This is a genomic window from Orbaceae bacterium lpD01, from assembly GCA_036251705.1.
GTDB lineage: Bacteria > Pseudomonadota > Gammaproteobacteria > Enterobacterales > Orbaceae > Utexia > Utexia brackfieldae.
Genome location: CP133959.1, coordinates 197589 through 211699, shown reverse-complemented (window position 1 = coordinate 211699; position 14111 = coordinate 197589). Strand labels below are relative to the sequence as shown.

General features: G+C 41.7%; 15 protein-coding genes. 3 read left to right on the top strand and 12 right to left on the bottom strand.

Annotated elements, in window-relative coordinates:
- Positions 1-19: 19 nt before the first annotated feature.
- The 6 genes from RHO15_00905 to gutQ all read right to left on the bottom strand — a co-directional run bounded on the left by RHO15_00905 (position 20) and on the right by gutQ (position 5006).
- Positions 20-721, bottom strand: coding sequence for a phosphoglycolate phosphatase (locus RHO15_00905; GenBank protein WVD64104.1), 702 nt, complete (start codon positions 719-721; stop codon positions 20-22).
- Between the two features lie 30 nt (positions 722-751).
- Positions 752-1426, bottom strand: coding sequence for a ribulose-phosphate 3-epimerase (gene rpe / locus RHO15_00900; GenBank protein ID WVD64103.1), 675 nt, complete (start codon positions 1424-1426; stop codon positions 752-754).
- A gap of 40 nt (positions 1427-1466) precedes the next feature.
- A complete protein-coding gene (gene dam / locus RHO15_00895) occupies positions 1467-2279 on the bottom strand; it encodes an adenine-specific DNA-methyltransferase (protein ID WVD64102.1) in 813 nt (270 codons plus the stop codon).
- A 61-nt stretch (positions 2280-2340) separates the two neighbouring features.
- The gene (locus RHO15_00890; GenBank protein ID WVD64101.1) at positions 2341-3120 is read right to left on the bottom strand and encodes an SPOR domain-containing protein; all 780 of its coding nucleotides are present in this window, start codon (positions 3118-3120) and stop codon (positions 2341-2343) included.
- Positions 3121-3185: 65 nt separating this feature from the next.
- Positions 3186-3707 carry a shikimate kinase AroK gene (gene aroK / locus RHO15_00885; protein ID WVD64100.1) on the bottom strand — a complete coding sequence of 174 codons (522 nt, stop codon included), beginning with the start codon at positions 3705-3707 and terminating at the stop codon, positions 3186-3188.
- A gap of 327 nt (positions 3708-4034) precedes the next feature.
- Positions 4035-5006, bottom strand: coding sequence for an arabinose-5-phosphate isomerase GutQ (gene gutQ / locus RHO15_00880; protein WVD64099.1), 972 nt, complete (start codon positions 5004-5006; stop codon positions 4035-4037).
- Between the two features lie 196 nt (positions 5007-5202).
- Between gutQ and ubiD the strand changes: the two genes are divergently transcribed.
- Positions 5203-6666, top strand: a complete 1464-nt coding sequence (gene ubiD, locus RHO15_00875; protein WVD64098.1) for a 4-hydroxy-3-polyprenylbenzoate decarboxylase — start codon at positions 5203-5205, stop codon at positions 6664-6666.
- 98 nt (positions 6667-6764) lie between these two features.
- On the opposite strand, the gene RHO15_00870 is transcribed toward ubiD, so the two are convergent.
- From RHO15_00870 to gatZ, 6 genes are all read right to left on the bottom strand, one after another.
- Positions 6765-7541 (bottom strand): DeoR/GlpR family DNA-binding transcription regulator, encoded by a 777-nt coding sequence (locus RHO15_00870; protein ID WVD64097.1) that lies wholly within the window; start codon positions 7539-7541, stop codon positions 6765-6767.
- Positions 7542-7846: 305 nt separating this feature from the next.
- Entirely contained in the window at positions 7847-8896 is a 1050-nt protein-coding gene (locus RHO15_00865; protein WVD64096.1) for an alcohol dehydrogenase catalytic domain-containing protein, read from the bottom strand.
- A 47-nt stretch (positions 8897-8943) separates the two neighbouring features.
- Positions 8944-10320 carry a PTS galactitol transporter subunit IIC gene (locus RHO15_00860; GenBank protein ID WVD64095.1) on the bottom strand — a complete coding sequence of 459 codons (1377 nt, stop codon included), beginning with the start codon at positions 10318-10320 and terminating at the stop codon, positions 8944-8946.
- A 4-nt stretch (positions 10321-10324) separates the two neighbouring features.
- On the bottom strand, positions 10325-10609 hold the full coding sequence (gene gatB, locus RHO15_00855) for a PTS galactitol transporter subunit IIB (GenBank protein WVD64094.1): 285 nt from the start codon (positions 10607-10609) through the stop codon (positions 10325-10327).
- A gap of 18 nt (positions 10610-10627) precedes the next feature.
- A complete protein-coding gene (gene gatA, locus RHO15_00850) occupies positions 10628-11083 on the bottom strand; it encodes a PTS galactitol transporter subunit IIA (protein ID WVD64093.1) in 456 nt (151 codons plus the stop codon).
- Positions 11084-11089: 6 nt separating this feature from the next.
- Entirely contained in the window at positions 11090-12352 is a 1263-nt protein-coding gene (gatZ, locus tag RHO15_00845; GenBank protein ID WVD64092.1) for a tagatose-bisphosphate aldolase subunit GatZ, read from the bottom strand.
- Between the two features lie 458 nt (positions 12353-12810).
- On the opposite strand from gatZ, the gene rplK reads away from it, so the two are divergent.
- Together rplK and rplA are read left to right on the top strand one after the other, a co-directional pair.
- Positions 12811-13239: a 50S ribosomal protein L11 gene (rplK, locus tag RHO15_00840; protein WVD64091.1), complete on the top strand. Its 429-nt coding sequence runs from the start codon at positions 12811-12813 to the stop codon at positions 13237-13239.
- 4 nt (positions 13240-13243) lie between these two features.
- Positions 13244-13948: a 50S ribosomal protein L1 gene (gene rplA, locus RHO15_00835; GenBank protein ID WVD64090.1), complete on the top strand. Its 705-nt coding sequence runs from the start codon at positions 13244-13246 to the stop codon at positions 13946-13948.
- Positions 13949-14111: the final 163 nt, after the last annotated feature.

Here is a 14111-nt window from a genome sequence, read left to right as displayed (position 1 = left end):
TCTATATGGTTAAGTTATCTTATTTTTTAGCTATTGTACGCGGTAATGATAAATGCGTGAGAATATCCGCGAAACGATCACAAATAATATCAGGATGACTGGTTGTAATAGGTTCGCCATAGTTATAGCCATAACTCAGTGCGATGGTTGGGCAGTGGGCGTTTTTAGCCGCTAACATATCATTACGTGAATCACCGATAAACAGCAGTTGATCCTGATAGAGTCCCAAGGTTGCCATCACCAAAAATAGGGGAGCAGGATGGGGTTTTAGCTTGATGACATCGCCATCGCCTAAACAGAGACTGAAATAATGGCGAATCCCTAATGAATCAAGTAAATCAGGTAAAAACTTCGCCGGTTTATTGGTCACCAGAGTCATTGGATAGCCATTATCTTGAAGTTTTTGCATGGTCTCTTTGACGCCAGGAAAAAGCTGTGTACCTTCATCAATCGTTTTATCGTAGTGGGCATTAAAGAGTAATTTCGCTTCTGCTTGATAAGAGAGCGGTGCGTTAACGCTGATTAAGGCGCGTTCAATTAACTTATCAACACCGTTACCGACCCAATTTTTCACTTGTGCTTCGCTGACTAATGGTAAATTGAGATCAGTGAGCATGAGTTGGGTGGCTTTAGCCAGGCCCGGTACGCTATCAACCAAGGTGCCATCTAGATCAAAGGCAATAGCTTGGATATCATCAAATATAGGTTGAGTATGAGACATGATTTGTTCCAGTAAAATAAAGGTTAAGCATTATATTTTTACCAGACTCAGTTGCTGACGCATCTGATCGATAACCTGTTTATAATCTGGTGCAGAAAATATGGCTGAACCGGCAACAAACATATCTGCACCTGCCGCCGCGATTTCCACAATATTGTTGACTTTCACGCCACCATCCACTTCCAGACGAATATCCCGACCGGTTTGATCAATACGCTGACGCACTTGCGCAATTTTTTGTAAAGTTGCCGGAATAAATGATTGTCCGCCAAATCCGGGATTAACGCTCATTAATAAAATTATATCGATTTTATCAATAATATAATCGAGATGATTGAGTGGCGTTGCTGGATTAAGCACGATACCGGCGCGACAACCTTGATCATGGATCAGTTGTATAGAGCGATCGACATGCCGGGTGGCTTCTGGATGAAAAGAGATATTACTCGCACCCGCCTGAGCAAAAGAGACGATTAACTCATCAACTGGGCTTACCATCAGATGCACATCGATTGGCGCCGTAATACCATAGTTGCGTAAAGCCTGACAGAACATCGGTCCCATGGTCAAATTGGGGACATAGTGATTATCCATCACATCGAAATGAATGACATCTGCGCCAGCTGCCAGCACGTTTACCGTATCTTCACCAAGTCTGGCAAAATCAGCGGATAAAACAGATGGTGCAATTAAGTAATTTTTCATTTGATGACCTCTCTGATGATCAGTTACAAAGGGACGAGTTTTATTGATACAGCGCGAGTAACTCATCAATTTTTTTTCGGCCTTGTCCGTCACAGCTGATTGAACGTCTGGTTTCAACCGTGTGAATAATCGCCTTTTTGTACCATTCACGGGTGTTGGTTGTATCGTGATTGGAGATAAGAATCGGTACCTGATATTTTGCGGCAATTTTTTCAGCTAATAAAGCTAAATTTTGCTGCTCCTGGTTATTAAAGCCATTGGCATAATAGGCGGTGAAATTTGAGCTGGTTGATAACGGTTCATAAGGCGGATCACAATAGATAACCGTACCTTTAACCGCTTTTTTCATCACGGTTTGGTAACTACCACAAATAAATTTGGCCTTTTGCGCTTTTTCAGCAAAAAACAGAATCTCTTTTTCGGGAAAATAAATTTTTTGATAGCGACCAAATGGCACATTAAAATCACCTTGGCTATTATATCGGCATAAACCATTATAACAGTGCCGGTTGAGATACAAAAATAGCAAAGCACGCTCATAATTGTCGTGACTTTGATTAAACAGTTCGCGAAACTGATAAAATGCCTGTTCTTGATTATTCTGTGGCGTGAAGAGTAATTTTGCGTCGTTAATAAATTTTTGTGGTGTACTTTTGATAATCGTAAATAGTGAGATAAGATCACGATTAATATCGGCTAAAATATAGCGATCATAATGAGTATTTAAAAATACTGAACCAGCACCCACAAAAGGCTCGATTAACGTGTCACCCTTAGGTAGATATTGCGTAATTTTATCGATTAAAGTGTATTTGCCGCCAGCCCACTTTAAAAAAGCACGGCTTTTTTTCAAAATACACTCCTGCATAAAATGGGTTTTTCAGATTGACTATCCATAGATGTGGTGTAGATTCCTAGAGTTTATCTTTACGCACAGATTCACCTATTTTCACCCATGGTTTATCTATTTTTAATTCAGCAGGCAAGGCTTTCAGTGCCGCTTGCGCATCAGATTTTGTCGGATAGTTACCTTTAATCAGAACAAACCAAGCTTGCTTATTTCTTTTTGTTTCATAGATTTGATAGTTGGTCAGATTATGCTTTTTGGCAAAATTCAGTAAACTTTGCAGTGTCGATGAACCGCTCAGCTGAATGGTGTAGTGATCTACCTCAATTTGGGCTTTTAACGGTAATTCATTAAATTTTGTATTGGTCTTAACTGGCTGACTTTTGAGTTGCAGTACCGGTGGATTATCAACTGGTTTGATTGTGTTAGTCTGTTTGGCCGCTTCTAGCGCAACAATTTTATCTGTGACTTCGCCCGGTATTTCTAAATACTCTTTATATTGAGGGGTTGCCACTTGAGTTTCGGTCGGTGTACTTGAAATAGCCGGTGCATTAATATTCTGATAGTTTGATGGCATTGTCGATGGCATTTGTTCGACGCGCTTTTCATTCTCAACCGGCGTTAGACTATTTTCGGATACAACATTATCTTCCACATGACTGGCTGTTTTCGGCTCGCGAAAGAGTAACGTGATCCCAATCATTAATAAAATGACGATCGCTAAGATTAAAATTAATGTCTTACGATTAAAAGGATGGGAGTATTTGGGGCGCTTTTTTTTGTTCTCCATACCAATGGGTCGATCATCTTGCTCGATTTTCATTGACTCTGGATCTAAACCACTCATAGCGCCTCCTTACCTATTAACACTGCAAAGATGTTGAATATATCATTGATTATAAAAAGATTTTATTATATTTGTTCTATTTGCTCGATGATATAGCCCGCCATACTTTTCGCGCTTTGTTCATCAGTTTTAATCGTGATATCCGCAATTTCTTCATAGAGTACATTACGTTCTTTCGCAAGTTCTTCGTAGCGTTCTCTAGGGGTGTTTGTACCTTGTAACAGTGGACGACGCTTATCCTTTTGGGTACGCGACATCTGTTTTTCAATAGTCGTTTCAAGATAAACGACAATTCCACGGGCAGATAATCTGTTACGTGTTTCTTTTGATAGCACCGAACCGCCACCTGTCGCTAATACGACACCTTGCTTTTCTGTCAACTCATTGATGACTTTTTCTTCTCGTGCTCTAAAACCGTCTTCGCCTTCTAAATCAAAAATCCACGCAATATCGGCGCCGGTTCGTTTTTCAATTTCCTGATCAGAGTCAAAAAATTCCATACCTAATTGTTGGGCAATCTGTCTGCCAATTGTACTTTTACCTGCCCCCATTGGGCCAATAAGAAAAATATTTCGCTTCTCTGCCATTCCGGTATCGTCATTTGTTGGTTAATTTATCTGTCTTATTATAGAGCTTATAAGACTACTGTTAGTCCCCATCGGAAAAGAACAAAATTTAGGGCCGCAATTATCGCAATACTTACCGCTATTTGGCAAGTAAGAAATAGCGAATTGTCTTAAAAAGACAATCAATTTTTATCTTAGTGGCCGATTTTTCACTTTCGTTGTCTATTACTGATATGTAAAAACTAACACCTATTATTATTCATCCTGTTAAGCAGCCTGATGTGTAACCCTAAATAAGTGAATTGTCGATCAATTATTCATCATTAAGTCTTGATGCTTTTGTCTATATTAACATATTCCGGCCTGATGCAGATCATGAATATTTAACGCACCTACGAGCTGGCCCGCATTATTGACAACCGGTGCGGCATTAATATTATGATCATGCAGTGCTTTCAATGCTTCGACCGCTTTCCACTGTTCTGGTAATTGATAACCAGGTGTAATCATGACTTGTTCAATAGGGTCTTTTAATGTACCATTTTTAAGTAATAAACGACGTAAATCGCCATCAGTAAAGACCCCTTTGATATAATAGTGTGAGTCACAAACTACCACCAATCCAAGACCTGTTCGGCTGAGTTCTAACATCGCCTCAAATACGGTCGCATCGGTTTGGATTTTAGGTATCCGAGCACCCGTTCGCATCACATCTTTCACATGATTGAGAAGTTTAGCACCTAAACTACCGGCAGGATGAGAACGAGCAAAATCCTCTTCACTAAATTTCCGGGCGCGCATAGTGGCAATCGCTAATGCATCGCCCATCAGTAAGGTATTGGTCGAACTACAGGTTGGCGCTAGCCCCATTGGGCAAGCCTCTTTCTCAATACTAATATCGATGACACTGACAGCCGCTTGCGCTAATGGCGAATCTTTCCGTCCGGTAATGGCAATCACAGGCACCTCCATTGAGGCTAGCGTAGGTAAAATGAGGGCAAACTCTTTTGCCTGACCAGAATATGAAATGAGAATAGCGACATCATTTTTTTCAATCATACCGAGATCGCCATGTAAGGCTTCTGAAGGATGCATAAAAAAGGCTGGCGAGCCGGTACTCGCGAGTGAGGCAGCAATCTTTTTACCAATATGGCCAGACTTTCCAATACCAGAAACGACGACTTTACCTTGAGTATTGAGGATTAAATGACAGGCTCGAACAAAATCATCTCCCAATCTATCGGGTAGTTTCTGCGCTTCATTAATTTCAAGTGTGAGTAATTCTCGACCATAAGCTAATAGTTGTTGATTATCGTTCATGAACGTTACCTTTCTCATGCAATAGTATGGTTGGGATCAGATGCGGCTTAGTATATCAAGAAAGTACTTGGGTTTAAATAAAACAATATATTGTCTACTGTGGTGATCAGCCTAGAAATAATGTGGCCTATTTTGCCGGTTATCCCGAAAACCATGTATACTGAGGACCGCAAAATGAAACAGGATGGTTGAGTAAATGAAATATCATGATTTAAGAGATTTTATTGCCTATTTGGAGTCTGTCGGCGAGTTAAAACGCATTACCTATCCGGTCAATCCCTATTTGGAGATGACGGAGATTGCTGACCGTGTACTGCGCAGTGAGGGGCCGGCACTGTTATTTGAAAATCCGATTGGCTATCAAATGCCTGTTTTATGTAATTTGTTTGGTACTACCCGCCGCGTTGCATTAGCTATGGGGCAGGAGGATATTTCTGCTTTAAGAGATGTGGGACATCTTCTGGCCTTTTTGCGTGAACCTGAGCCGCCCAAAGGTATACGTCAATTTTTTGACGTATTACCTAAATATAAACAAGTCTTAAATATGCCCGTTAAGCGCCGTTCATCCGCCGCTTGTCAGGAGGTTGTGAGCGAACATGATGAGGTGAATTTAGATAACGTGCCGATTATGCACTGCTGGCCTGGTGATGTTGCTCCTTTAGTCACCTGGGGCATCACTATCACCAAGGGACCGGATAAGGAACGACAAAATTTGGGTATTTATCGACTACAAAAATTGGGTCGTAATAAACTGATTATGCGTTGGCTATCTCACCGTGGCGGTGCGCTCGATTTTCAAGAGTGGCAAAAAGCCCATCCTGGTGAGAAATTTCCTGTAGTGGTTGCCATTGGCGCAGATCCTGCCACGATTCTGGGGGCGGTAACGCCAGTGCCTGATACATTATCTGAATATGCTTTTGCTGGTTTATTAAGAGGCCAGCGTAGTGAAGTGGTGAAGGCCCTTTCTTGCGATTTAGAGGTTCCCGCCGGCGCTGAAATCATCTTAGAAGGCTATCTTGATCCGGAAGAGCAGGCACCTGAAGGTCCGTATGGTGATCATACCGGATATTATAATGAAGTGGATCACTTTCCGGTAATGACGATCACACATATGACTTCGCGTAAAAATCCCATTTATCATTCAACTTATACTGGCCGACCACCTGATGAACCCTCAATACTGGGGCTTGCGCTGAACGAAGTCTTTATCCCTATTTTACAAAAACAGTTTCCAGAAATTGTTGACTTTTATCTACCGCCTGAGGGGTGCTCTTATCGTATTGCGGTGGTGACGATTAAAAAACAGTATGCCGGACATGCCAAAAGGGTGATGATGGGGGTATGGTCTTACTTAAGACAATTTATGTATACCAAATTTGTGATTATTTGTGATGATGATATTAATGCGCGTGACTGGAAAGATGTCATGTGGGCGATATCAACCCGCATGGATCCGCTGCGCGATACCACCTTTGTTAAACATACGCCGATCGATTATCTGGATTTCGCTTCACCGATTTCCGGACTCGGCTCGAAGATTGGCCTCGATGCCACCAATAAATGGCCCGGCGAGACGACGCGCGAATGGGGTCATGTGATTGAGAAATCTCCGGAAGTTGCCGCGCATATCGATGAGATTTGGGCAGAGTTAGGACTTTAAGTCTATTGTCAGTGCCTGATCGATTGCTTTTATCTGAATTAATGTCAGTTTAAATGAGCAATACTTGATTGGTATTGCTCAGTGATGGATTAGAGCGGTTATCCGGCAGTGATAAATTCGATATGCTGATGCGTAAAGGCCTGACGATATTTATCATCAACACCGCGGTCAGTAATAATGGTATCAAGCTGCTTGAGTGGGAGTACCGTATTTAAACCACTGCGCCCAAATTTGGATGAGTCGACCACGGCAATCACTTTATTGGCTGCTTTGGCCATCATGCTACTAATTGCGAAACCTTCATTAAACGTGGTGATACCTCGCTGTGGATCGATACCGTCAGCGCCAACAAACAGTAAATCAGCCGCCAAACCTTCAAGACACTGTTCTGTCGCGCGACCATGCATTGAACGTGTTTTATGGCGTAATGTACCGCCACAGACAAACAGAACGATATCCATATTGTCAGATAAAATAAATGCGGCAGGTAGATTATTGGTAATGACAGTAATATTTTTGAGCTTGACCAGTTCCTCTGCGATCATCATGGTTGTACTACCACTATCGAGAATGATAGAACTGCCATCTTGCACATAATTCATTGCGGCAAGGGCGATATGCTTTTTAGGATCGATTGAGCATTGATAGCGCTCTTCTAACTGTAGCTCATTTAATGGGGTATCTGAAAGATTCAGGTGACTGTGTGCTGCGCCGCCATGGAAACGTAATAGTACACCGGTTTTTTCTAGTAACCGAAGATCGGTTCTGATGGTCACTTCCGAAACGTTAAAACGCGGAGATAGATCATTGACCAGCACACTACCGTGCTGATTGAGCAGTTCGACAATTTTGTTTCTTCTTTCGAAAGCATTCATTATATATACCTATGCAATTTTCTATATAGTGTAACTTAAAAGAAAACGAAAGATAAGATTGGCTTTTTGAATATTTTATTCGCTTAATATTAAGCATTTTTTATTTATAAGAAAACAACCTACCCTTGTCATCTCATGATATCGCGTTTATTTTCAGCATACGATAATATAATGCTTGATGATATGAGCTGTATCAGGTTTTTCAGGGTTATCTTAATCCAGTCTTATAAAGCATTTTTCTTCAATGAGCGGTGCGACATAGTTTGACGTTATTGTGCATCGCTCACTGGTGTGATTAAAACGGGTCAATCATCGGTTATGTTAAGCAATAGTTTACCACTCATCGGCTTTCCATGTAGCGCGCCGACCAGTTTGATAAACTCATCAAAATCGCCGATTCCGGCAATCAGCGGCGTCAGTTCAATTGCACCATCTTGGCAATATTGACTAACCAGTTGCCACTCTTTACCGGGCCATGGCGCGGAATAGTTCATCCAGCTACCGATAATCGTCAGCTCTTTACGTAAAATCAGACCAAACACTGCCGAGGGTAAGGTTAAATCATGGTGTAGCGTACCAACCAAGATAATCTTTGCTCGGGGCCCCGCTATTTTGATACTGAGTAAAACGGTTGGTACAACCCCGGCAGTTTCTAAAATAAGCTGATTAAATCTGCTTTCTGATAATTTCTGCTGAATTTCTTGCTCGGAGAGTTCTGCTGAGTTATAGACAAAATCAGCCCCCAAGCTTAAGGCGAGTGCTAATCGGCTAGTGTTGACATCAATGACGGTGATACTCTTTGCCCCCATGGCTTTGCAGCACTGCATCGCTAAAAGCCCGATAGTACCCGCACCAATGATCACCACATTTTTATCCTCACAACCATCCGCAAGTAAAATCGCATGCATGCCAACGGTAAGCGGTTCGAAAAATGCTCCTTCTAATAACGAAACATGATTGGGCAGTTTATAGACATTTTTGGCATTAACCACAATATATTCAGAAAAACCGCCAGTGCGGCGAGAACCGACAAAATCATACTGTTTACATAAAGAGTAGTAACCATGTTCACATTCAGGGCAGGCGAAACAGGGTAATAATGGCACGCTGGCGACTTTATCGTCAGGACTCAGGTGCGTTACATTTTCGCCGATGGCAACAACTTTACCACTAAACTCATGGCCTAATGTTATCGGATAGAAGTGCGCACCTTTGGCAAAAATACGCGGAATATCAGAACCACAGAGGCCAGAGTAAGCAATTTTAATTAATACTTCATCGGGTTGAGTGATTTCTGGGATTTCAACATGAATGATATCAAGTTGACTGTTTTCATTAACGATAATACTCTTCATTGGTCACCTTCTTTAAGGTCAGCTAAAGGGAGCAAGCTCCCTTTGTGTTAATTATTGGTATTGACTTCAGTTTGATTCAGGCATTGTTGCTGTATGGCGAAATAACGTGCTCTTTTCCAGGTCAAGAAGAGGCAAAAGAGATAAAAAATACCGATGACAGCAAGACCAGTTGCATGTTTGAAGGTCAGTAATTGCACTAAAATATAGGTAATCGGTGAGCCGCCCTGATCCATCGAACCGACCAGTGAACCGTCAGCCGCGATGGCACCCGCATTGACAGCGAGTTGTGTATTAAGTCCAACCGCTTGTGTTGCAATCCATAGCGTCATCGCCATGATGAGCGTACCAGAGATCAGGATTCTAAATAGGTTACCTTGATGTACCGCAACACCCATGGCAATAAAGAAGCCGATGGTCGCTAAATCACCGAATGGCAGAATTTGATTACCTGGTAGTATGATGGCAATTAAGATGGTGATTGGGATAAACAGTAAACTCGTAGAGATAACTGAGGTTTGGCCTAATAGTAGCGCCGGATCTAAGCCGATTAAAAACTCTTGTCCACCGAATTTTGCCTGTAAATGTTTACGTGCTTGTTTGGAAATTGGGGTTAGGCCATCCATAATCGGTTTGATAACGCGAGGCATCAATAACATGATTGCCGCGGTTTTAATGGCTAGTTGTAAGATATCTTTTAAACCATAACCGGCTAATAGACCGAGAATTAATCCCATAAAGAAACCGATCGTTGTTGGTTCGCCAAAAGCACCAAAGCGTTTTTGCATATTCTCTGCGTTGAAACTAATTTTGCGAATTCCAGGGATTTTTTCGATGACGGCATCAACAAATACGGCAATCGGGCCGCAATAAGCGGATGTGCCATGCGGCACCGCGATACCTTCCAGTTCAAAGTAATCTCGCGTATCTTTATAGAACCAATCACCTAATTTATAGGCAACAGCGGCATGCACAACAACCCCTAAAATACCTAACCAATATGATCCAGTGGCGATATGGACAAAAGCACCGGTAAAGGTCATATGCCAGATATTCCAGATATCGACGTTGACGACACGGGTTAATTTTAGCACTAACATGACAATATTGACGGCAATCGCAACAGGAATGGCAACCAAAGCAATTTGTGATGCCCAGGTCATCGGTGCTGCGCCAGGCCAGCCCACATCAATAACATGAAGATTAATGTCGAAACGTTCAGCCATCGCTTGGGCAGCAGGTCCAATTGAATCTAACATTAACCCGACAACCAGCCCAATCCCGACAAAACCGATACCGATATGAATACCCGCTTTAAATGCTTCGCCGATTTTCATCCGTAGCGCCAACGAAAAGAGAATGATCACCAGAGGTAACATGACCGCAGGTCCGAGATCAAGAATATACTGCATGATTTGCGTAAACATAACGTTATCCTTTTAAAATCAATAAGATCTTCTCTTTTAGTGGTTCAATACCGACGCCTGAGACAAAAGGCATTCCGTGAACGACCGGAATATCGCCGAAACTGCGATCAATTTTGGCGGTAGTACAAATCAGGTCGGTCCCATCCACATAGGTCTCAATTTCCGTCACACGACACTGAATCAGATCTAATGGGATATGATGTTCTTTGCATAAATCTTTGATCTCTTCTGCTGCTAGTGTTGATGTTGCAACCGCGCCGCCGCATGCAACGATAACTCTTTTTTTCATAACTTGCCTCCAACCGATTTATCGGTGATTAAAAATTTTTTGTTGAAATAGCTGCGAGATATCATCATTCGATGAAGTTAATAGGGTGTGATAAAACTGCTCGTTTTGTAATTCACTGAACAAACTACGCAGTAACGCGAGTTGCAGGGCAGGTTCAGTAACAACCAGGGCGAGAATAAGTGACACATCGACGGTGCTATCCTCATCAGCACGATAAAAAGCAACTGGTTTATCGAGCTTAAGCATATAAATAGCTGGTTTGAGTGCGTGATCTGCTTCACAATGCGGGATCGCAACAGCATAACCATCCAGCAAAATACCGGTGGGAAAGCTTGCTTCGCGTTCGATAATGGCTTGTCGGTAGCTGGGCTTAACGATCTCTTGTTCAATAAGCGTGTCAGCTAAATGCTTTAAAACATCGTGATGAGTCGCAAACTCAACATTATCTTTTATCAGTAAATTACAGGTTGTCATGATTGATTACGCTCCACAGCCATAAGCATATTGTTGTAAAACAGTTTGAATTTTATTGATTAACAGATCCTGCGGCGTGGCCGGCAGATTTTTATTGATAATCAGTTCCAGTTGTATCGGAAAATGCTGACTAATGAGTCCTAGTGGGATAGTGATATCAGCAAGATTACTTAATAACTGATTCACACTATGGGCAATGCGCTGATCTGGCCAGTAGTAACGAATACGATCAGATAAACTGTAATGAATATCGATCATGGCTTTACTGTGTACCGGACTATAATATTTTTTCCAGTAGTGTGGTTCATCGAGCATGACTTGATCGATAACCGATAGCACTTCACTGTGTTGTTCTGGTTTAATTAACGCTTTTTCAATTTGTGCCAGTGAAAAAATACCTTCGCGCAGGGCAAAGGTGAGTGCCGGACCAACTTTTAAGATAGCGAAGTGATCTTCAACGAGTTGTTTAAAGCAAGCTTTGGTTTGGTAATCTGTTGAGTGTGCTTCGTAGACTAATGGCGTTGCCGCAATATATTCGGATAGCGCTTGAGCTTTGGTGCGGTCGTAAAGAATGACTTGTGAGTGATCAAACTCGACACCGGGCTGAACGACAACGGCGATAATTCTCGATATGGCTTCTTGAATACCGAATTGTTCAAAGGCTTGATAATGTGTTTTTAGGGTGTGATCGACATCCAGGGGACGTGTGACATGAATCGCATCGATGGTCGCGCTCTCACCGCCAGGTACGGGTACTTCGGTACCAATAATATAAGTAAGTTGCTGTTTTTGTGCTGGCGTCGCGGTCTCTTCGGCAATTTTGCATAATCTTGCGGCACGTTTGGCCACCTCTTCCGGCAGTAATACCGCCGGATCGTCAGCACACGACATCGAGGCATCAAGATGTATTTTAGTAAATCCGGCTTTGACATACTCGGCAATCAGAACTTCCGATTTTTGCATCGCTTGTTCAGACGATTCATGCTGCCAGCAGTTTGGGCCTAAATGGTCACCGCCGAGTATTATCCGGTGGTGAGGAAAACCGACTTCGTCTGCTATTTTAAATACAAAGTGGCGAAAGTCAGCTGGTTTCATACCGGTGTAGCCACCATATTGATTGACCTGATTTGAGGTCGATTCAATCAAAACCTTTCGATTGCTCTCTAAATCGAAAATAAATGCAGCTCGAATAATAAGGGGGTGGGCGGAGCAGACTGAACAAATACCAATCGCTTGTCCTTGTTTATGTTTACTGATAATCTCTTTCATATGATTTCATCCTGTTTGAGGTCTGCTTTTAAACTAGTTTCTTTCGAAATCGAAATCAAATGATTATTATGATTTTCGTGATCAACTTCAAAAATAATAAAACGAAATGTCTTGAAGGGTGTTTTAGAGAAAAGAATTTAAAACAGTATGTGGTGTGAAAGTGTCAATGAGGCACAGTGTAGTCGTGATAATCACAATCGCAGTTGATTAAATAGTCTTTATTTTATTCAGTTTAATGATAAAATAAGCAAGATTTGTTACGTGACAGCTAAACGTGAGTGCTGGTTTTAACTGACTGGTTATATTTTATTTTTTACGAATTAATTTAGTATATTTATGATAAATAACACTTGCAGTTTGATTGTTTTTATAGCATAATCCTGCCCTCATTTAACTTAGGGGAGCTATCTGTTTATTTATTAAACAAAGGCGCCTGAACCCAACCAAGGAAAAGACAAATGGCAAAGAAAGTCACAGCCTACATCAAACTGCAAGTTGCAGCTGGTGCGGCTAATCCAAGTCCACCAGTTGGTCCTGCTTTAGGTCAACACGGTGTGAATATCATGGAATTCTGTAAAGCATTCAATGCAAGAACAGAAGGCATGGAAAAAGGCCTACCAACTCCAGTTGTTATTACTGTGTACGCAGACCGTTCATTTACATTCGAAACTAAAACTCCACCTGCGGCTGTACTATTGAAAAAAGCAGCTAAAATCAAATCTGGTTCTGGCGAACCAAATAAGAAAAAAGTAGGTAAAATAACTCAAGCACAAATTCGTGAAATCGCAGAAACTAAAGCGGCAGATATGAATGGTGCTACCATTGAAACGATGATGCGTTCTATTGCAGGTACGGCACGTTCAATGGGCTTGGAAGTGGAGGAATAATCGAATGGCTAAATTAACCAAACGAGCTAAGCTCATCCGCGATAAAGTTGATGCGACTAAACAATATGAAATTAATGAAGCGATTGCTTTATTAAAAGAGTTAGCAACAGCTAAATTTGTTGAAAGTGTTGATGTTGCTGTTAATCTAGGTATTGACGCACGTAAATCAGATCAAAACGTACGTGGTGCGATCGTTCTTCCTAATGGTACAGGCCGTAGTGTTCGTGTTGCCGTGTTTGCACAAGGTGCAAATGCTGAAGCAGCAAAAGCAGCGGGTGCTGAGCTTGTAGGTATGGAAGATCTTGGCGAAATGATCAAAAAAGGCGAGATGAACTTCGATGTTGTTATTGCTTCGCCTGATGCAATGCGTATCGTCGGTCAGTTAGGTCAAATCCTTGGTCCACGTGGCTTAATGCCAAACCCAAAAGTCGGTACAGTAACACCTAATGTCGCTGAAGCAGTTAAAAATGCTAAAGCAGGTCAGGTTCGTTACCGTAATGATAAAAATGGTATTATCCATACCACTATCGGTAAAGTTGACTTTGGTTCAGATAAATTAAAAGAAAACTTAGAAGCATTACTTGTTGCTTTAAAACGTGCAAAACCATCTACAGCGAAAGGCGTATTTATTAAGAAAGTTAGCCTTTCTACAACGATGGGTGCCGGTCTTGCGATTGAGCAAGGTAGCTTAACTGCGACAGTAAACTAAGTTTTATACCTATTTACTGTAGGTAGAAAAGAACGGTTGGTGCTCGGCCTTATTCCGAGCCCCGTCCAAGACCGTAGGAGTAATAGCGGCATTGCTGATATTACTTAATATTTCCTACGTAGACGGTGACAGAACCACATAGTTATTTTAATTGATAGATATA